At 68.9% G+C, this 18,480-nt stretch carries 18 protein-coding genes and 3 tRNA genes; 11 read left to right on the forward strand and 10 right to left on the reverse strand.

Going from position 1 to position 18,480, the window contains the following annotated elements; genetic code table 11:
• Positions 1-16 precede the first annotated feature (16 nt).
• The 6 genes from ACLM5J_RS05370 (at position 17) to ACLM5J_RS05395 (ending at position 4,681) form a co-directional block, all read left to right on the forward strand.
• Positions 17-265, forward strand: coding sequence for a DUF3618 domain-containing protein (locus ACLM5J_RS05370; RefSeq protein WP_413655039.1), 249 nt, complete (start codon positions 17-19; stop codon positions 263-265).
• A gap of 66 nt (positions 266-331) precedes the next feature.
• Positions 332-631 carry a GroES family chaperonin gene (locus ACLM5J_RS05375; RefSeq protein ID WP_413655293.1) on the forward strand — a complete coding sequence of 100 codons (300 nt, stop codon included), beginning with the start codon at positions 332-334 and terminating at the stop codon, positions 629-631.
• Positions 632-737: 106 nt separating this feature from the next.
• Positions 738-810 (forward strand) — tRNA-Lys (locus ACLM5J_RS05380).
• A 144-nt stretch (positions 811-954) separates the two neighbouring features.
• Complete coding sequence (locus ACLM5J_RS05385) at positions 955-1,971, forward strand: extracellular solute-binding protein (RefSeq protein WP_413655040.1); 1,017 nt, start codon at positions 955-957, stop codon at positions 1,969-1,971.
• A 23-nt stretch (positions 1,972-1,994) separates the two neighbouring features.
• Positions 1,995-3,632, forward strand: a complete 1,638-nt coding sequence (locus ACLM5J_RS05390) for an ABC transporter permease (protein WP_413655041.1) — start codon at positions 1,995-1,997, stop codon at positions 3,630-3,632.
• On the forward strand, positions 3,629-4,681 hold the full coding sequence (locus ACLM5J_RS05395; protein ID WP_413655042.1) for an ABC transporter ATP-binding protein: 1,053 nt from the start codon (positions 3,629-3,631) through the stop codon (positions 4,679-4,681). The genes ACLM5J_RS05390 and ACLM5J_RS05395 overlap by 4 nt, the downstream gene beginning before the upstream one ends.
• Here the strand turns inward: ACLM5J_RS05395 and ACLM5J_RS05400 are convergent.
• A complete protein-coding gene (locus tag ACLM5J_RS05400; protein ID WP_413655043.1) occupies positions 4,617-7,187 on the reverse strand; it encodes an AMP-binding protein in 2,571 nt (856 codons plus the stop codon). The genes ACLM5J_RS05395 and ACLM5J_RS05400 overlap by 65 nt on opposite strands.
• Positions 7,188-7,331: 144 nt before the next feature.
• Between ACLM5J_RS05400 and ACLM5J_RS05405 the strand changes: the two genes are divergently transcribed.
• Complete coding sequence (locus ACLM5J_RS05405) at positions 7,332-8,768, forward strand: MFS transporter (RefSeq protein WP_413655044.1); 1,437 nt, start codon at positions 7,332-7,334, stop codon at positions 8,766-8,768.
• 4 nt (positions 8,769-8,772) lie between these two features.
• Here the strand turns inward: ACLM5J_RS05405 and ACLM5J_RS05410 are convergent, their stop codons facing one another.
• The 4 genes from ACLM5J_RS05410 to orn all read right to left on the reverse strand — a co-directional run bounded on the left by ACLM5J_RS05410 (position 8,773) and on the right by orn (position 11,861).
• On the reverse strand, positions 8,773-10,335 hold the full coding sequence (locus tag ACLM5J_RS05410) for a phytoene desaturase family protein (protein ID WP_413655045.1): 1,563 nt from the start codon (positions 10,333-10,335) through the stop codon (positions 8,773-8,775).
• Positions 10,336-10,391: 56 nt separating this feature from the next.
• Positions 10,392-11,006 carry a CueP family metal-binding protein gene (locus ACLM5J_RS05415; RefSeq protein WP_413655046.1) on the reverse strand — a complete coding sequence of 205 codons (615 nt, stop codon included), beginning with the start codon at positions 11,004-11,006 and terminating at the stop codon, positions 10,392-10,394.
• A gap of 90 nt (positions 11,007-11,096) precedes the next feature.
• Positions 11,097-11,172: transfer RNA gene (locus ACLM5J_RS05420), tRNA-His, on the reverse strand.
• Positions 11,173-11,249: 77 nt separating this feature from the next.
• A complete protein-coding gene (gene orn, locus ACLM5J_RS05425) occupies positions 11,250-11,861 on the reverse strand; it encodes an oligoribonuclease (RefSeq protein WP_413655047.1) in 612 nt (203 codons plus the stop codon).
• Positions 11,862-11,980: 119 nt separating this feature from the next.
• Here orn and ACLM5J_RS05430 point away from each other — a divergent pair, with 119 nt between their 5' ends.
• From ACLM5J_RS05430 to ACLM5J_RS05445, 4 genes are read left to right on the forward strand one after another with little or no spacing between them, the layout of a single operon-like run.
• Positions 11,981-12,463 (forward strand): DoxX family protein, encoded by a 483-nt coding sequence (locus tag ACLM5J_RS05430; RefSeq protein ID WP_413655048.1) that lies wholly within the window; start codon positions 11,981-11,983, stop codon positions 12,461-12,463.
• Complete coding sequence (locus ACLM5J_RS05435; RefSeq protein WP_413655049.1) at positions 12,460-13,302, forward strand: DsbA family protein; 843 nt, start codon at positions 12,460-12,462, stop codon at positions 13,300-13,302. The genes ACLM5J_RS05430 and ACLM5J_RS05435 overlap by 4 nt, the downstream gene beginning before the upstream one ends.
• Before the next feature lie 27 nt (positions 13,303-13,329).
• The gene (locus tag ACLM5J_RS05440; protein ID WP_413655050.1) at positions 13,330-14,355 is read left to right on the forward strand and encodes an adenosine deaminase; all 1,026 of its coding nucleotides are present in this window, start codon (positions 13,330-13,332) and stop codon (positions 14,353-14,355) included.
• 30 nt (positions 14,356-14,385) lie between these two features.
• Positions 14,386-14,949, forward strand: a complete 564-nt coding sequence (locus ACLM5J_RS05445) for a DapH/DapD/GlmU-related protein (RefSeq protein WP_413655051.1) — start codon at positions 14,386-14,388, stop codon at positions 14,947-14,949.
• A gap of 4 nt (positions 14,950-14,953) precedes the next feature.
• Here the strand turns inward: ACLM5J_RS05445 and ACLM5J_RS05450 are convergent, their stop codons facing one another.
• The 5 genes from ACLM5J_RS05450 to ACLM5J_RS05470 form a co-directional block, all read right to left on the reverse strand.
• Positions 14,954-15,601 (reverse strand): TetR/AcrR family transcriptional regulator, encoded by a 648-nt coding sequence (locus ACLM5J_RS05450; RefSeq protein ID WP_413655052.1) that lies wholly within the window; start codon positions 15,599-15,601, stop codon positions 14,954-14,956.
• Between the two features lie 240 nt (positions 15,602-15,841).
• Positions 15,842-15,914, reverse strand: a tRNA-Arg gene (locus ACLM5J_RS05455).
• A gap of 64 nt (positions 15,915-15,978) precedes the next feature.
• A complete protein-coding gene (locus ACLM5J_RS05460) occupies positions 15,979-16,536 on the reverse strand; it encodes a GNAT family N-acetyltransferase (protein WP_413655053.1) in 558 nt (185 codons plus the stop codon).
• Positions 16,533-17,780, reverse strand: a complete 1,248-nt coding sequence (locus ACLM5J_RS05465; protein WP_413655054.1) for a sensor histidine kinase — start codon at positions 17,778-17,780, stop codon at positions 16,533-16,535. The genes ACLM5J_RS05460 and ACLM5J_RS05465 overlap by 4 nt, the downstream gene beginning before the upstream one ends.
• The gene (locus ACLM5J_RS05470; RefSeq protein WP_413655055.1) at positions 17,773-18,480 is read right to left on the reverse strand and encodes a response regulator transcription factor; all 708 of its coding nucleotides are present in this window, start codon (positions 18,478-18,480) and stop codon (positions 17,773-17,775) included. Before ACLM5J_RS05470 ends, ACLM5J_RS05465 begins: the two co-directional genes overlap by 8 nt.

Genomic DNA, 18,480 nt, shown 5'->3' on the forward strand with positions numbered 1-18,480 from the left:
TTGGTAGCCTGCGGAGGTGACCAACGAGATGAGCGCACTCGAGGCGGAGATGGAGCAGACGCGTGAGCGTCTTGCCAACACCATCGACCAACTCGTCTATCGCGCACACCCGAAGACGATCGTGAACCGCCAGGTGGCCGACATCAAGGCCCACTTCGTGGACGTCGAGACCGGGCAGCCCCGTACCGACAACATCCTCAAGGTCGTGGGAGGCGTCGTCGGCACGATCGTGGTGCTCGCCGTCATCCGCAAGATCGTCAACTGACGATCCCCTCGCCCCAGAACCGAAACGGACACCGCTGTACCCGTGAGTGACAAGACCCCGATCAAGATGCTTCACGACCGACTCCTGGTCGAACTGGACAACGAGGCGGGGGAGCGCCGGTCGTCCGGCGGCATCGTGATCCCCGCGACCGCGGCGATGGGTGCCCGGCGTCTGAGCTGGTCAAAGGTGGTCGCGGTCGGGCCGAACGCCCGCGCGGTCGAGGTCGGTGACCGGGTGCTCTTCGACGCCGACGAGAAGGCCGAGGTCGAGGTGCACGGAGAGGTGTACGTGGTGATGCGGGAGCGCGACGTCCACGCGGTTGCCGCCGATCGGCTGGGTACGGCGAGCACGGGGCTGTACCTCTAAGCCCTGTCCCAGCAGCTCTCCCGGCTGCTGAGCCCCCCGATTTCCGGTGTGGCCGATGCCGGTGTAAAGTTTCATCTGTCGCCGGGCAACCGGGGGCGAGAAACAAGCGCCATTAGCTCAATTGGCAGAGCAGCTGACTCTTAATCAGCGGGTTCGGGGTTCGAGTCCCTGATGGCGTACAGATGAAAGACCCGATCGGATCTCCGATCGGGTCTTTCTGCTTTTCCCCCTCGGCTGTCTTCTCCGGGGCAGGTCTCGCGGTGCGCCGCCTAGTTGGTTAGGCTTACCTGCATTTTCCGACTTCATCAGACAAAGGAATCCCCATGCGTCGCACCGCGCTGGTCGCCGGACTCGCCGCCCTCTCCGTCGTCGCCTCCGGCTGCGGGATCTTCTCCGACGACGAGCCCGCGGACCTTCAGGTCTACACGGCTCGCCACTACGACCTGGAGAAGGCGTTCGAGGAGTTCACCGACGAGACCGGGATCACCGTCGAGTTCCTCGACGGCGACGACGCCGAGCTTCTCGAGCGGTTGAAGAAGGAGGGCAAGGACAGCCCGGCCGACATCTTCATGACCGTCGACGCCGGCAACCTGTGGAACGCCTCCGAGCAGGGCCAGTTCCAGGCGCTCGACTCGCCGGCTCTGGAGGCCGCCGTCCCCGAGGACCTGCGCGACCCGAACGGCGAGTGGTTCGGCCTGGCGATGCGTGCCCGCACCGTCGTCTACAACCCGGACAGGGTCGACCCGGCCGACATCGACCCGGTGGACAGCTACGCCGCGCTCGGCGACCCGAAGTGGCGCGGACGGGTCTGCATGCGTGACGCGACCGCCTCCTACACCCAGTCCCTGGTCGCCAGCCTGATCGACCTGCACGGGCGCGAGCGCGCACTGGAGATCGTGAAGAGCTGGATGGCCAACGACGTCCAGATCATGAGCAACGACGTCGAGCTCCTGGATGCGATCGACTCCGGTGCCTGCGACATCGGGATCAGCAACCACTACTACGTGGGCCGCAAGCTCGACGAGGACCCGAACTACAAGGTGAAGGTCTTCTGGGCCAGCCAGCAGGGCGACGGCACCCACGTCAACATCTCCGGTGCCGGTGTCACCACCAACAGCGACAACGCCGAGGACGCGCAGAAGCTGCTCGAGTGGCTCGCCACCGACGGCCAGAGCCACTTCGTCGACAACAACTTCGAGTTCCCGGTCAACCCCGAGGTGGCGCCGGTGGAGCTGATCGCCGGCTGGGGCGAGTTCAAGCGGATGCCGGTCGACGCCAAGGCGTACGGCTCGCTGAACGCCGACGCCGTCGCCTTGCTCGGTGAGGCCAACTACGAGTGAGTCGGCTGCCCGCGCCACGAGGCGTGTTACGGCGCCTCGTCGGCGAGGGACGCCTGGCCTGGTCGGCACTCGCCGTGCTGATCGGCCTCCTGGTGGCCGCCCCGATCGTTGCGGTGGTCATCGACGGACTACTCAACGCCGGTAGCGCGGAGCTGCCTCACGACGTCGGCGCGATGACACTGACCAGCGTCTGGTTGTTGCTCGGCGTCGGCGTCGGGACCTGCCTGCTCGGCATCGGTCTGGCCTGGCTGACCACGGCGTTCGACTTCCCGTTGCGGCGGTTCCTCTCCTGGGCGCTGGTGCTGCCGCTGGCGATGCCGGCCTACATCCTCGGCTTCGTCTTCCTCTCCACCTTCGACGTCGCCGGGCCGGTGCAGACCACGTTCCGCGACTGGTTCGGCGACGACGTGTGGGTACCGACGGTGCGGTCGCTGGGCGGCGCGGTCGTGGTGATGAGCCTGACGCTCTATCCCTACGTCTATCTGATGGCCCGTGCGGCGTTCACCGAGCAGTCGGCCCGCACCTTCGACGCGGCCCGCTCGCTGGGGGCCGGGCGGGCGCGCACCTTCTGGCAGGTCCTGCTGCCGTTGGCCCGGCCCTCGCTGGCGGCGGGCCTGGCGCTGGTGATGATGGAGACGCTCACCGACTTCGCCACCGTCCAGTACTTCAATGTGCAGACCGTCTCGGTCGGGGTCTACCTGACCTGGAAGGGCACCTACGACCTGCACTCGGCCACCCAGCTCGCCGCCCTGGTGCTGCTCTTCGCGGTGGCGGTACTGGTCGGCGAACGGTTGCTGCGTGGCGGTGCCCGGTTCCACCAGCGCGGCGGCACCGGCCAGGGGATCGGGCCGGTCCGGTTGCGCGGCCTGCGGGCCCTGGGCGCGACCGCGGTCGGTCTGGCGGTGCTCGGCGCTGCGTTCGTGCTGCCGGTGCTCCGCCTCGCCGCCTGGGCGTGGGCGGGTCGGGACGGCTCCGGGACCGACCCGCTGGACAAGCGGTTCACCGATTACATCGCCAACAGCGTCACCCTGGCGCTGGTGGTGGCCGCGATCTGCGTCGTCGCCGCGGTACTGATCGGTCACGCACAGCGGCTGGGTGGCGGTCGGCTGGTCCGGGCCGCGGGACATGCGACCACCTTCGGCTACGCGGTGCCCGGCGCGGTGGTCGGGATCGGCGTGCTGATCGTGATGGCCTGGCTGGACGACGCCCTGATCGGGATCGGTGTCGAGGGCGGCACCGGGCTCCTGATCACCGGTTCGGTGCTCGGGATCCTGATCGCCCAGGTGGTCCGCTTCGTGGCGCCCGCACACCAGGCGATCGATGCCAGCTACGCCAAGATCGCGCCGTCGATCACCGGCTCCGCGCTCTCCTTGGGCGCGCGACCCGGTGCGGTGCTGGCCCGGGTGCACCTGCCACAGCTGCGGTCCGGGGTGACGGTTGCCGCCGTCCTGGTCCTGGTCGACGTGATCAAGGAGCTGCCGTTGGTGCTGCTGCTGCGTCCGTTCGGCTTCACCACGGTCTCGGTCTGGGTCTACCAGCTGGCCCGGGAGAACTACTGGGAGAAGGCCGCCCTGCCGGCGCTCCTGATCGTGCTGCTGGCGTTGGTGCCGGTCTTCGTGCTGATCCGTGGCCGTGCGGCCCGGGGGAGGAACCTGCCATGAGCCACGTTGATGCGTTGGTGGTCGCCCAGGTGGCCAAGCGTTACGGCGTCACCGCCGCCGCCGACGGCCTCGACCTGCGGGTCGTGCCCGGCGAGGTGGTGGCCGTGATCGGTCCGAGCGGCTGCGGCAAGTCCACCTTCCTGCGCCTGGTGGCCGGGTTGGAGCGACCCGACGCCGGCCGGATCGAGATCGCCGGCGAGGTGGTCGCCGACGCCGCGACCTTCCGGCACCCCGAGAAGCGGCGGGTCGGCCTGGTCTTCCAGGACCACGCGCTCTTCCCACACCTGACTGTGGCCCGCAACGTCGGCTTCGGGCTCCGTGGGCTGGCCCGTGCGGCCCGGCGGAGCCGGGTGGCGGAGTTGTTGGATCGGGTCCACCTGAGCCACCGCGCCGATCGGCACCCGCATCAGCTCTCCGGTGGTGAGCAGCAGCGGGTGGCGCTGGCCCGGGCCTTGGCGCCGGACCCGGCGTTGGTCCTGCTGGACGAACCCTTCTCGAGCCTCGACGAGCACCTGCGCGGCCGGGTCCGCGCCGAGATCATGGCCACCCTGCGTGCCTCGGGGGCGACCGCGATCGTGGTCACCCACGACCAGGACGAAGCGCTATCGATCGCGGACCGGGTCGTGGTGATGCGCAACGGGCGGATCGAGCAGGTGGGGACGCCGAGCGAGGTCTTCGAGCGGCCGGCCAACCGGTTCGTGGCCACCTTCATGGGCGATGCGGATTTCCTCCCGGTCACTCGTGACGGCGCCGACCTGCGGTGCGAGCTCGGCTCCATCGAGGGGGTCGCCGCGGAAGCAGACGCAGGCGATCGCGACGTGGTGCTCCGTCCGCATGAGGTCATGCTCACCGCGAACGGCGACGCCGAGGTGCTGAGCCTGGACTACCACGGGGCGTTCACCCTGGCCACGGTCCGGTTGGCCAGCGGAGCGCAGGTCCGGTCCTGGCTGACCCAGCACCAGGTGCTCCCGGTCGGCGCCCGGGTTACGGCTGGCTTGGTACCCGGCTCTCGACCGGTGCTGCTGGACCGCGCTGCCGACCTCGACTGAGCGCGGAGGCGCTCAACGCGCGAAGGCGCAGGCCGAGCCGACGTGCCACCGCCGCTGCCGTGATCCCGACGGCGAAGGAGGTCAGCACCGCCAACGCCGGTACCCGATCCTCCAGCCACGGATAGACCTGCCAGTGGGTGAGGTAGATGTACATCGACGCCGAGGCCAGCGTGGTCACCGCGACGGCCACCACGTTCGGCAGCCGGATGCTGTGCACCCAGATCAGCAGCAGCAGGCCGAGCGCGACGAAGAGTTCGCGGGCCGTGTTCTCGAAGAAGCCCGGCAACGCCGCGACCGTCAACACCGAGACGGCGATCCGCTGCCAGCGATGTTCGGCGCGGGCGATCGCGCAGCCGAGGGCGAAGATCCAAAGCACCATGTGGGTCCGGTGGATGTCGTCGCCGCCGCGCGGCTCCCAGAGCTCGTAGCGGGTGACCAATGCTCCACAGGCGATGGCGAAGGGGAGCCAGAACGGCCATCGGGCCTCGGCCCGGCGCCAGGCGGGCAGACAGGTGAGGGCTGCCAGTACGAGGAGTTGGAGGACCAGTACCTCGATGAACCAGAAGTGCCAGGCCGGCTCCGACCAGCCCCGGGAGATGAGTCCGTTGACGAGGAAGACACTTCGCCAGGGGTAGGTCCCGGTGGCCAGGGTGACCGCCCCGATCCAGAGCATCGCGGGCACCGCGATCCGGGCCGCTGAGCTGAGGTGGGCGCGGACCCTCTCGCGAGTCTCGCCGTGCGGCTGGAAGCGGATGTAGTTGTAGCCACTGATCCCGAGCAGCAGATGCGCGCCACCGAGCAGGGTGAGCAGGTTGGCGTGGCTGGAAACGATCGCGAAGATGGCGACGGCGCGCAGTACCACGCTGGTCTCCAGGACCCGTCCGCGGCGGGGCCGCGTCGAGGCCGCGGCGGCCAGCGTCTGGATCTCGAGGGTGTGCCACTTCGGTGGTAGCTCGCCGATGATCTGCTCGAGTCGTACCGATGCCTCGACATAGGAGAGCGAGTCGCCGCCGAGCTCCAGGAAGGTGTCGCGGGCGCCGACCGGTCGACCCAGGATCTCGGCGAAGGCCCGCTCGATCCGGACCTGAGGTGTGGCGGTCGTCTCCGGCGTCGACGCGGTAGGAGGCGGAGCCTGCGCAAGTGACACGAGTGCGCGGTAGTCGACCTTGTCGTTGGCCAGTCGCGGGAAGGCGTCGACCTCCACCAGCCGGACGGCACCGGCTGGCAGCCCCCACTGCTGCAGGGCGGTGGCCAGCACGGTGCGGCGGTGCTCCGAGGTGAGCGGGCCGGTCAGGGCCACGATCAGCGTCTCGCCGCCGTCGGCGCATCGGGCCGGGAGCCCCGCTGCCTCCAACGCGCGTTCGGCCTCGTCCAGGTCGATGCGCAGGCCGTAGATCTTGGCGAAGCGGGAACGACGTCCGACGATCCGGACCAGGCCGTCGGCGCCGATCCGCGCGACGTCCCCGGTGCGGAGTTCGTTGAGTTCGGCTCCGCGGGCCAGATCTGCGGGGCTCTCGGCGTATCCGAGCATCACGTTCGGGCCGGAGTAGACGAGTTCGCCGAGCTCGGCGTTCTCGCCCGGGATCGGCTCCAGGCGGAAGCTGCCGCCGGGGATCGGGAGGCCGATCGCGTCCGGGGCGTTCGCCGCCTGTTCCGGTGGCAGCCACGCCATCCGGGCGGTGGCCTCGGTCGCGCCGTACATGACCACGAAGTCGAAGCCGCGCGCCGTCGCCAGGCCAGCCAACTCGGCGACCCGTTCCGGGCGGAGCCGGCCACCGGCCTGGGTGACGTGGCGCAGGCTGGTCGGGGCTCTCTCCGGGAAGCCGACCCGGTCGAGCAGATCGAAGGTGTAGGGGACACCGGCGAACGAGGTGATCTGCTGCTGCTCGGCCAGCGTCCAGAAGGCGTCGTCGACCACGGAGTGCTCGGTCAGGACCAGCGAGGCACCGATGGCGAGGTGGCTGTGGATCACCGAGAGCCCGTAGCAGTAGTGCGGCGGCAGGGTGGTGACGGCGCGATCGGTCGGGCGCAGCTGGAGGTAGTCGGCGATCGCGGCCGCATTGCTGATCAGGTTCCGGCGACTGAGCCGGACCAACTTGGGGGAGCCGGTGCTGCCCGAGGTGGAGAGGAGCAACGCGAGGTCGGGGTGGAGCTGGTGCTGCGCCGAAGGTCGGTGGCTCTCGATGACGCCGTCGCGGACCACGGTGTCGGGGCGGTAGAGCTCGATCAGCCGGTCGAGGTGGCGGGCGTCGCAGAGCAGCGGGACGTGGCCGGCGCCGAGGGTGCCCAGGTAGGCGACGAGGGAGCTGACGTCGTTGCGGCCGGCGAGCAGGACGAGTCGGCGTTCGTAGCCGAGGCGCGCGGCGAACGCAGCGGTCGCGTCGGCCAGTTCGCGGTGACTTAGCCGGGTCGTCGCGGTGACCAGGGCGGGGGCGTCACCGAAGCGGGCAAGGTCGCCGAGGGGGCCCCGGGCAGGCGACAGAGCGGCGGGCGACGATGCGGACACGGACAGCATCATATTTGGTAAGGCTTACCTCATGCCACATCGTCAGATCTTTGGTCAAGCGCACGGTGTGATGAGCGCCTCACCTCTCGTGTGGCACTGAGTGCCACATCCTCGGTACCGTGCAGAGGTTGAAGGAGAGTGCCTGTGTCGGAAACCCGAGCCCCCAAGGGCTTGCTGCTGGTCCTGTGCGCGACGGGAATCGTCGTCACGATCATGCATACCTTGATCGTCCCGCTCGTTCCGGTGCTCCCGGAGATCCTGCACAGCGATGCGGGCAACGCCTACTGGGCACTGACCGCCACGCTGCTCGCCGCCGCCGTGGTGACCCCGATCGCGGGTCGCCTGGGCGACATGTTCGGCAAGAAGTTGGTCCTGGTCGGCTGCCTGGTCGTGCTGACCCTGGGGTCGACGATCTGTGCCTTCGCGGACTCTGTGCCGGTGATGGTGACCGGCCGTGCGTTCCAGGGCGCGGCGTCCGGTGCGGTCGCTCTCGGGATCAGCATCCTGCGTGACGAACTGCCGCCGCAGAAGGTCGGCGCGGCGATCGCGATGATGAGCTCCAGCATGGGCCTCGGCGGCGCGTTCGGGATGCCGATCGCCGCCGCGGTGGCCGACCAGTTCGACTGGCACGCACTGTTCTGGGGCTCGGCGGCGCTGAGCCTGATCTGCCTGGTCCTGGTGATCTGGCTGGTCCCGGAGTCGCCGGTCCGCACCCCTGGCCGTTTCGACTATGTCGGCTCGCTGGGGCTGGTGGTCGCCTTGACCGCGACGATGGTCGCGATCACCCGCGGCGACCACTGGGGCTGGGCAAGCACCGAGGTGCTCAGCCTCGTCGCCGTCGCCGTCATCGTCTTCCCGCTCTGGGGCTGGCACCAGATGCGGGTCGCCGAACCGCTGGTCGACCTCCGGACCTCGGCCCATCCGCAGGTGCTCTTCACGAACCTGGCCTCGGTCGGCGTCGGCTTCGCGCTCTACGGCACCAGTCTGCTGTTCAGTCAGATCCTGATGTCCCCGAAGGCCAGCGGCTACGGCGTCGGGATGACCATGATCGAGGCCGGTATGGTCCTTGCGCCTGGTGGTTTCGCGATGTTCTTCGCCGCCCAGATCGGCGCCAGGATCAGCGCCGCTCGGGGCGCCCGGGTCTCCCTGCTGTGGGGGATCGCGGTGATCCTCGGTGGCTACCTGCTCGGCGTCTTCGCCCACGATCAGCTCTGGCAGGTGATGGCGATCAACATCCTGGTGAGCATCGGGATCGGTATCGCCTTCGCGGCCACCCCGGCGTTGATCATGGCGGCCGTGCCGATCAGCGAGACCGCCGCCGCCAACGGGCTCAACTCGTTGATGCGCTCCTTGGGTACCACCTCGTCCTCGGCAGTGCTCTCCGCGGTGCTGGCCGGCTCCACGGTCCTGGTGGCCGGCTACACGATGCCGTCCAGTGAGGCGATCGAGACCGCGATGATCATCGGGTTCGTGGCAGCACTGATCGCGATGTTCTTCGGCTTCCTGGTGCCCCGCCAGTCCCCGCCGATCGCGGCGCACAGTCCGGCTGCCGCCGACAAGGTGACCGCGCCGGCGAGCTAGCCGGTCAGTGGCCGGCGGTCTCGGCGAGAACGGCCCGTGCGGCGTTGTGACCGCCGAGACCGGAGACGGCGCCGCCCCGGCGAGCGCCCGACCCACAGACCAGGATCCGCGGATGCGCGGTGGCGACGCCCCACCGGTCGGCAGGTGTGTCCAGTGGATCGGTGTCGTCGGCCCACGGCCAGGCCAGGTCGCCGTGGAAGATATGGCCGCCCGGCATCGCCAGGTCCGACTCGATCTCGCTGGGCGTCTTCGCCTCGATGCAGAGTGCGCCGTTCTCGTCGCGGGCCACGCAGCTCAGCAGCGGCTGCGCCAGATGGGAGTCGAGGACGGCGATCGCACGCGCCACGGCCTCCTCCTTGGCGCCGTCCACGTCGAGCAGGGTGGCCGGGGTATGCAGCCCGAAGTAGGTCAAGGTGTGCCCCGGATCGCCGTTCAGGATCGACGGGTCGGTCAGCGAGTGGCAGTAGACCTCGCCCGGTAGGTGGGTCGGCAGTACGCCGCGAGACGCCTCGGAGTAGGCCTGCTGCAGGCCGCTGAACTGCTCGGCCAGGTGCAACGTGCCGGCGAAAGCGGTGTCAGGGTCGACGTCGGCCCGGAGCCGGGGGAGTCGATCGAGCAGGAAGTTGATCTTCAACTGGGCGCCCTCGGGCCGTGGCGGGGCGGGTTCGTCCAGGAGCCCCGCCAACGTCCATGGCGCGACGCCGCTCAGGACGTAGGGTGCCCGGGCGCTGTGCCGGACGCCGTCGCTCTGCCACTGAACCTCTACCTCGTCCGGCCCGGGCAGTACTCGCTCGACCCGGGCACCCGTCTCCAGTTCGGCCCCTGCGGTGACGGCGGCGCGATGCAGAGCACCGGTGACCGCGCCCATCCCACCGACCGGAACCCGCCACTCGCCGGTGGCGTTGCCGATCAGGTGGTAGAGGAAGCACCGGTTCGGGATCAGGCTCGAGGAGTTGAGGTCGGCGAAGGTGCCGATCAGGGCGTCGGTGGCGACCACGCCCCTGACCAGGTCGTGGGTGAACCGATCGCGGATGGTGACGCCGATCGGCTGCGTGATCAGGTCGCCCCAGATCTGCAGGGGAACCTGTGTGGCGATATCTGCGCGGCGGGGGAGCGGCCGCAGCAGGGTCGGCGCGAGGACCGCGGCGAGTTCGGCGACGTCGGCGTAGAACCGTTGCCAGCTGGCGTACTCGTCGTCGCCCCCGGTGAGCCGTCGGAACGACTCTGCTGTCGCCGGGCCGGCTTCATGCTCGACGAGCAGGCCATCGGGGCGGCCGTCGGGGTGCAGGTACGGGGTGTAGGAGGAGACCGAGCGCGAGCGGAGCTCGACGTCGAGTTCCAGCTCGGCCATCAGCTCCTCCGGCATCAGCGAGACGAGGTAGGAGTAGCGGGAGAGCTGGACCGGCCGTCCGGGGAAGGCCCGGGCCGAGACCGCCGCGCCGCCGACGCGATCAAGTCGTTCGAGGAGCAGGGTCCGCATCCCGGCGCGGGCGAGGAGCGCTCCCGCGGTCAGCGCGTTGTGACCCGCGCCGAGGATGATCACGTCGTAGTTCGCGTGCCTCGCCATGCAAAGAACCTACTCGGAACGGACGATCGCGAGAACCGTTCCGGGCGGGAGCAGCCTCAGGCGAGTCGGATGGTGGTCAGGCAGGTCGGCGCCTCGGCGTCGGTGCTGATCGTGGCGCTGCCGCTGCGCTCGCCCTGCTGGACGGCGATGGTCAGCTTGCGGTCACGAGGCAGCCAGAGGCCCGCGAAGCCGTTGTCCTGGGTGCGGGTCCGCACGGTCCGGACCACCTCTCCGGTGCTGGCGTCGGTGGCGGTGACCGTCACCGGGGTAGCGCGCAGCTCGCCTCGGCAGCCGGAGAGACTGTGCATCACGCAGTCGTGGGTCGAGGTCGCGAACGGCGCGACCGAGAGATAGAACTCCTCGTCCCCGAGGTCGAAGACGACGTCCGGGGTGCCGTCCTCGCTGAGCGTGACCGCCGTCGGGGTGACGCTCGCACGCAGGGCCTCGTCGCGCTCGTCGAGCGGCTTCGCCTCCAACTCCTCGATCACCTCGCGAGCATCCATCCCGGCCAGCCCGTGCTTCGTCAGCAACGCCTGGGACTCGGTGGTGGAGGCGGTGTCGGTGATCGTGCCGGTGCTCGTCGGATCTTCGCTCTCCGAACAGGCGGCGAAGGTGGAGGCTGCGAGCAGGAGACCGGCGGCGAACGTGACGAGACGAGTCGGGGAGCGCATGGCCGCGATAATACCTACTGGGGGTATAGATGTTCTTGGGGTGGCCGAAATGCAGAAAGCCCCCGAACCGAAGTTCGGAGGCTTTCTTGTTGGGGTGAGTAACGGGACTCGAACCCGCGACATCCGCCACCACAAGGCGGCGCTCTACCAGCTGAGCTATACCCACCATGACTCATCGACGCCGAAGCGCCGTGAACCGAGAAGAAGCATAGCGGCACCTAGGGGGTGCAGCGCCAATCGGGGTCAGGAAAGGCCGGTGATCGAGCCGCCGTGACGCGAGGCGATGGCACGCGCGGACTCGGAGTCGGGGCCGGGAGCCGGCACGAAGACGGCTTCGCGGTAGTAGCGCAGCTCCTCGATGCTCTCCTGGATGTCGGCGAGCGCGCGGTGGTTGCCCTTCTTGGCGGGTGCCTGGAAGTAGGCCCGCGGGTACCAGCGGCGGGAGAGTTCCTTGATCGAGGAGACGTCCACGATCCGGTAGTGCAGGAACGACTCCAGGTCGACCATGTCGCGGGCCAGGAAGGCGCGGTCGGTGGCGACCGTGTTGCCGGCCAGCGGGGGACGGGAGCCGTCGGCGCAGTGGTTGCGGATGTAGGCCAGCACCTGTTCCTCGGCGTCGGCCATCGTGATGCCGTCGGCCAGCTCGTCCAGCAGGCCGGAAGTGGTGTGCATCTCGCGGACGAAGTCGCTCATCTGGTCGATCGCCTCGGCCGGCGGCTTGATGATCAGGTCGACACCCTCACCCAGGACGTTCAACTCGAAGTCGGTGACGAGAGCCGCCACCTCGATCAGCGCATCTGCGCCCAGGTCGAGGCCGGTCATTTCACAGTCGATCCACACCAAACGATCACTCACATCCTTGACCCTACTCGCCTGGACCGACACTCTCCGAGTCGGCCGGGGACCGCACCAGGGTCAGACTTTTCGAGGGATTCGTTCAGCAACGTCTCAGGCGGTTCGCCTAGGTTGGCGCTATGAAAGCGTGGATCGGCACCGTGCTGCGCCTCGTCGTCGGCGGTGTCTGGATCGTCGCCGGCGCCGTCAAGCTGCCCGATCCGGCAGGGAGCGTGCGGGCGGTACGGGCCTACGACCTGCTCCCGGAATCGATCGTGCCCACCGTCGGCCACGTGCTGCCGATCGTGGAGATCGTCGTCGGTTCACTGCTGGTGCTGGGCGTCTTCGTGCGGCTCTCCGCCCTCGTGTCGGCGCTGCTGTTCCTCGCCTTCATCATCGGTATCGGCTCGGCCTGGAACAGAGGCCTGCAGATCGACTGCGGTTGCTTCGGCGGCGGCGGCTTCGATCCGGACGCCACCGACAAGTACCCCCGCGAGATCGCTCGCGACGTAGCGTTGCTCCTGGCTTCGGCCTGGTTGATATGGCGCCCGCGCACCGCGCTGGCGCTCGGTGATGTGCTCTTCGTCCGACCGGACGTAGTGGAAGTGAAGGAGAACTCGTGAACCAGCCTGCCAAGGGCAAGCGCAACCTGATCGTCGGCGGCATCGTGGTAGCGGTGCTCGCCCTGGTGATCGGTATCGGTTGGGCGGTGCAGGCCAATCGCGACACCAGCGGCGACGACGCCAAGGCGCCCGGTGACTCCGCGACGTCGGCCGAACCGTCCACCACGCCGACCCCGACCACCGAGCCCAGTACCGAGCCCAGCAACACCCCGTCGACTGAGCCGTCCACGGGTGCTTCGTCGACGCCGACCACGGCACCGACCACCAGCGCGCCGGTGACCGGCCCGACCGACGCCGACGGCAACGTCCGGGTGGCGCTCGTCGACGAGTTCGGGATGGGCGTCGGCGACCCGAAGGCGCCGGCCAAGATCGAGATCTTCGAAGACTTCCAGTGCCCGCACTGCCGGGACCTGGAAGAGGTGATGCGTCAGGATCTGCTGGACGTCGCCCTCTCCGGCAAGGCGTTCGTGGTCTACCGCCCGATGGCCTTCCTCAACGAGTACTCGGTCCAGGCGATGAACGCCCTCGGCGTGGTCCTCGACTCCGGTGACGGCACGGCGGCGTTGGCGCTGCACGACACGCTCTTCGCCAAGCAGCCCAGCGGCTCGATCCCGAGCCAGGACTGGTTCGTGGAGCAGGCGGTCGCCGCGGGTGCGAACAAGAGCGCCGTTGCCGGCGGGATCAAGGGCCTGGAGTTCAAGCAGTGGGTCGTCAACGCCACCGACGAGGCATCCAAGCGTGGCGTCACCGGCACCCCGACCGTCTTCGTCGACGGCAAGGTCGTCAGCGGCAGCACGGTGGAACAGATGGCGAACAACATCCTGGCGAAGGTGGGCTGAGCGCCCCATCGCTGGCAGACTCGCGGCGTGAGCTCTCTCAATGACTTCATCGCCGCGCTGCCCAAGGCTGAATTGCATGTCCACCATGTGGGGTCGGCGTCGCCACGGATCGTCAGTGAACTGGCGCGCCGACACCCTGGGGTGGTGCCCGCCGACCCGGAGGCGCTCGCGGAGTTCTTCACCTTCCGCGACTTCGCGCACTTCATCGAGGTCTACCTCGCCGTCGTCGACCTGATCCGTACCCCCGAGGACGTCGAACTGCTGACCTACGAGGTCGCCCGCGAGATGAGCCAGGGCCAGAACATCGGCTACGCCGAGCTCACCTGCACCCCGCACACCTCGGTGATCCGGGGGATCCCGATCGAGGCGTACACCGAGGCACTGGAGTCGGCCCGGGTCCGTGCGGAACGGGACTTCGGGCTCGTCCTGCGCTGGATCTACGACATCCCTGGCGAGCTGGGTGTTCCGGCTGCCGAGGCCACGCTGAGCTACGCCCTGGAGCACCGCACCGACGCCCTGATCGGCTTCGGCCTGGGCGGCCCCGAGATCGGGGTGCCGCGGCCCCAGTTCGAGCCGTACTTCACCGCGGCTCGCGCCGCCGGTCTCCGGTCGGTGCCGCACGCCGGTGAGACCACCGGCCCACAGACGGTGTGGGACGCGATCCGGCTCCTGGGAGCCGAGCGGATCGGGCACGGCACCTCGGCTGCGCAGGACCCCGAGTTGCTGGACTACCTGGCCCAGAACCGGATCCCGCTGGAGGTCTGCCCGTCGTCGAACATCGCGACGCGTGCCGTCGCCGCGATCGAGGAACATCCGTTGGCCGCCTTCCGGGCGGCGGGGGTCCCGGTCACGATCAACTCCGACGACCCCCCGATGTTCGGGACCACGCTGAACCGCGAGTACGAGATTGCGGCCGAGCTGCTCGAGCTCGACGCCGCCGGTGTCGCTGAGCTCGCCGCGGAGGCGGTGACGGCCTCGTTCGCGCCGGACGCGGTGAAGGCGGACCTGCGGTCGAAGATCGACGCCCACGTGGCGGACCACGCGGCGTCGTAGCGGCCGGTCGGTCCCAGTAATCTGGGCGTCATGGTCGACCTCAAGATCCTCACCATGCGGCAGCGGATGCTCGACGGGCAGCCGTTCCGTACCGATGACCGGGGGTTGGCCCGCGACCGTTCGTTGGCGGCTGCGGCCGAGGCGGCGTTCAACGCCGCGCCGCTGGGCGCCGAGCGGGAGGCGCTGTTGGCCGAGCTTGCTGTGGTCGGCGAGGAGACGCAGGTGCGTGCCCCGTTGCGGGTGGAGCACGGGCGACGGCTCCGGATCGGTGCGCGCTGCGAGATCGCGGCCGGGTTGGTGGCGCAGGACTTCGCGGAGATCACCATCGGCGACGACGTGCTGATCGGCGCGAACGTGCAGTTGCTGACGCTGACCCGACCGGTGCAGGCAGAACAGCGCCGATCCAAGTGGGCGGCGGCGTCACCGGTGTGGATCGGGAACAACGTCTCCCTGGGCGCCGGTGTGATCGTCTCTCCGGGTGTTCGGATCGGCGACAACACCGTGGTCGGTGCGGGCTCCGTGGTGATCCGGGACCTGCCGGCCAACGTGGTGGCGATCGGCAACCCCGCCAAGGTGATCGGCGCGGTCTCCTAGCTGATCAGCGCCGTGGCTGGCGGATCGCGTAGGCCAGCTTCTCCATTTCGGCGATCAGTTGGTGCATGGTCTCCTCGGCCACGATCTGGTCGTCGGTCCCGGTGACTTCGGCCAGGACGACCTGGAGGGCGTTGCCGACCAAGGAGACGGTCAGGATCGCCTCGCGCAGCGTGTCGACCTCGGGAATCAGGCGGCGGGAGTGGTCCTCCTCGAGCCAGATGTAGAGCAGGCCGGTCAGGTCGGTGGAGAGCGAGATGAACGGCGACAGGATCGGGGCCACGGTGTCGGGCTGTTCCAGGCTGAGCTGACTACGTCCGGCGGCGACCTCGGCGTTGATGTTCGCCTTGCCCACCGAGGTGACGGCGACCCGGAAGATCGCGCCGAGCAGCGAGGTGTCGTTGGCCGCCTTGAGGATCTCCATCGCCTCCTCGTAGGGGACCATCTTCAAGGGGCGACCGAAGATCGCGGCCTCTCGCGAAGGCATGTAGTTGAAGAAGGTGCTGCGGGAGATGTCCGCGCCGTCGCAGATCTCGGTGACGGTGACGTGGGCATGGCCCTTCTGCAACGCCAGTTGCACCGCGGTCCGCTCGATGGCGTTCTCGGTCGCGCGCTTCTTGCGGGCCCGCAGGCCCTCTCCTTCGGCGGCGTTCATTTCCGGGGCTGTCCTCCTACGATCACGGCATCACCGGCGCCCTGTGGAGGTGCCCAAATCGGAAAGTCCAAAGTTGGACGCCGTCCTACTCGGGGTGCCAGTGCCACATTACCCCGCTCAGATCGGTTTGCGGGGCCAAGTCTCGGGAGCAGCTGGGTCACGTCTCGATCACGATGCAGAAAGGGCAACGCCGGTGTCGGCGTTGCCCTTTTTGTACCTTTTCAGGCGCGTTTTTCGCTGCGCCCCCGGAAGGATTCGAACCTTCGACCGGCGGATTAGAAGGCCGCTGCTCTGTCCCCTGAGCTACGGAGGCTGGAACGGAGGGATTCTAGCGGTGCCGACGCCCGCCCCGTGCCAGAGCGGTCGATTGCTGCCACCTAGCGACGGTGAACCACCGCTGTCCAACCTGCGCTCTCCGGATCCGAGGCGACGGTTCGGGTCATGCCGAGCTTGCGCATGACGGCCTGGGACGCCAGGTTCGCGACGGCGGTCTCGGCATAGACAGCCGTCAGCCCGATCGTGGTGAAGGCGTGATCCAGCAGGGCGCGTGCTCCCTCGGTCGCATAGCCCTGGCCCCAGTGCCGCCGCGCCACCCGCCAGCCGATCTCCACGTGGTCCGGATCGATGGGGGAGTGTGGGTCCGTGTCGCTGCGGCCAAGGTCCCACCAGCCGATGAACGAGGTGGCGTCGTCGGCGAAACCGACCCACCAGCCGAGCCCCACGGCTCCGGCCGTCGTCTCCGCGCACCGCGGCGCCCAGAAGGTGTCGATCTCTTCCGGCGTCCGAGCCCTCCCGAGGAGGTGACGCATCACCTCGGGATCACTGTCGAGTTGATGCAGTAGCGGAAGGTGTTCGAGCCGCATCGGTACCAGGGTGAGGCGCTCCGTCCGCAGCGTAGGTTGCTGCGATGAGGCGATGGAGTCTCCGGTCGTCACGGCGCAGACCTACCGCTTTGGGGCAGCAGCAACACGAAGGTGGTCGACTCGGTCTCGGCGAGGCTGAGGTGGCCGCCCAGCGAGGTGGCCAGCTGGGAGGCGATGGTCAGGCCGAGTCCGTGGCCATCGCTGTCGGCCGAGCTGGTGCCGCGTTCGAAGACCTCGTTGCTGATCGTGCGGGGACCGTCGTCGGCGACGGTGACGGAGAGATAGTGGTCCAGGTTGCGGAGCTCCACGGTGATCACGCCGACGCCGTGGTTGCAGGCGTTCTCGATCAGCACATCCAGGATCTGGCTCACCGGACCGGGGACGGCGTGGGCGACGAAGGTACCGGTCGCCGCGTGGACCAGCGAGTGGCCGCGCTCGGCGGCGTGGTCGAGCCACCGGTCGACGGCGTCGGCCGAGAGCCGCCCCAGGTCGAAGTCGATCGCCTCGCCCAGACGCTTGCCGCGGGCCAGCTCCAGCAACTCGGTGATCGCGGCGCTGAGCCGGTCCAGCTCGCCGAGGTTGGCGGTCAGCTCCTCGGCCACCGACGGCGGTGTCTCGGGCCACATCGTCAGGTCTTCGAGGGTCAACCGGAGCGCGGTGATCGGGGTCCGCAGCTGGTGCGAAGCGTTGGCCGCGAACTCCCGTTCGCGTTGGACCAACTCGTCGAGCTGGTCCGAGGCTCGGCTCAGAGCGAGGCCGATCGCGTCGGCCTCCGGGATCGAGTAGCGGGGGAGATCGACCTCGAACCGGCCCTCGCCCAGTTCGTCTGCTGCCTGGGCCAGTTCGCCGAAGGGCCGGGCCAGACGCCGGGCCAGCAGGTAGCCGACGATCACGGCCAGAACCACGAGCCCGAGCCCGATCAGGATCAGCGGGAGCAAGGCGTCGGAGATCCGCTGGTCGATCAGCTTCCCGTCCCGCGACAGGGTGACCGTGCTTCCGTCCGACAAGGTGCGGGTCTGCACGATGTCGTGGTCGCCGGTGTTCGGGCTGCCGGCCCGGACCACGGTGCCGTCGGCGCCGCGGTACTCGATCGACTCGGCCTTGTTGAGCATTTTGGCGAGGAAGTCGGAGGTCACCGGCGCCTGGGCGCTGGTCCGCTCGTCGACCACGACAGCGAGCAACTCCGCGGAACGCTCGATCTTGCGGTGCTCCTGGTCGTTGACCAGGTCGGCGAGCAGGTAGGCCCGCGGGACTCCGTAGAGCGCGATCATCGCGATGGTCATCCCGACCAACGCAGCGATCAACCGCTCACGCATCGGCGCTGTCCTCCAACCGGAAGCCGACGCCGCGGGCCGTGGTGATCGCGGCAGGTGCTCCGGCTTCGTCGAGCTTCTGGCGCAACCGGCCGATGGTGGCGTCCAAGGTCTTCGTGGAGCCGTACCAGTTCTCGTCCCAGACGTCGCTGATCAACTGCTCGCGACTGACCACCGCGCCTCGGGTCGCATCCAGCAGAGCCAGTACGTCGAACTCCTTCGAGGTGGTCGCCAGTTCGCTCTCACCGACCCAGATCCGTCGTGCCGCCACATCGATCCGCAACGCGTTCGACGGCGCCGGAGCGGCCACCTCGGCCACGGCGACCGGCGCGCCAGCTGCGCTGCGGCGCAACAGGGCGCGGGCCCGGGCGAGGAGTTCGGCGAGGCTGAACGGCTTGGCCAGGTAGTCGTCGGCGCCCACGTCGAGGCCGACGACGCGGTCCAGTTCGCCGTCGCGGGCAGTCAGGATGATGATGCCGCCGGTGTACCCGCTCTCCCGCGCCCGGCGACAGACGTCGAGGCCGTCGAGGTCGGGCAGACCGAGGTCGAGCAGCAGCAGATCGACGCCGCCACGTGCCAGATGGTCGAGGCCGGCCTGTCCTTCGGCGACCCGGTGGACCTCATAGTCCTCGCGCTCCAAGGTGCGCACCAGGGGAGCAGCGATCTTGTCGTCGTCCTCGACGATCAGCACGTGGGCGAGCAT

The sequence above is a fragment of the Nocardioides sp. Bht2 genome, from assembly GCF_047308515.1.
Lineage (GTDB): Bacteria > Actinomycetota > Actinomycetes > Propionibacteriales > Nocardioidaceae > Nocardioides.

Excerpts from the sequence above, each read along its gene's own strand:
- ACLM5J_RS05415 (WP_413655046.1), bottom strand. The coding sequence starts at position 11,006 with ATGCGCTCCCCGACTCGTCTCGTCACGTTCGCCGCCGGTCTCCTGCTC.
- ACLM5J_RS05450 (WP_413655052.1), bottom strand. The coding sequence starts at position 15,601 with ATGAACGCCGCCGAAGGAGAGGGCCTGCGGGCCCGCAAGAAGCGCGCG.
- ACLM5J_RS05465 (WP_413655054.1), bottom strand. The coding sequence starts at position 17,780 with ATGCGTGAGCGGTTGATCGCTGCGTTGGTCGGGATGACCATCGCGATG.
- ACLM5J_RS05410 (WP_413655045.1), bottom strand. The coding sequence starts at position 10,335 with ATGGCGAGGCACGCGAACTACGACGTGATCATCCTCGGCGCGGGTCAC.
- ACLM5J_RS05375 (WP_413655293.1), top strand. The coding sequence starts at position 332 with ATGCTTCACGACCGACTCCTGGTCGAACTGGACAACGAGGCGGGGGAG.
- ACLM5J_RS05430 (WP_413655048.1), top strand. The coding sequence starts at position 11,981 with ATGAAAGCGTGGATCGGCACCGTGCTGCGCCTCGTCGTCGGCGGTGTC.
- ACLM5J_RS05445 (WP_413655051.1), top strand. The coding sequence starts at position 14,386 with ATGGTCGACCTCAAGATCCTCACCATGCGGCAGCGGATGCTCGACGGG.
- ACLM5J_RS05470 (WP_413655055.1), bottom strand. The coding sequence starts at position 18,480 with ATGCTCGCCCACGTGCTGATCGTCGAGGACGACGACAAGATCGCTGCT.
- ACLM5J_RS05385 (WP_413655040.1), top strand. The coding sequence starts at position 955 with ATGCGTCGCACCGCGCTGGTCGCCGGACTCGCCGCCCTCTCCGTCGTC.
- ACLM5J_RS05395 (WP_413655042.1), top strand. The coding sequence starts at position 3,629 with ATGAGCCACGTTGATGCGTTGGTGGTCGCCCAGGTGGCCAAGCGTTAC.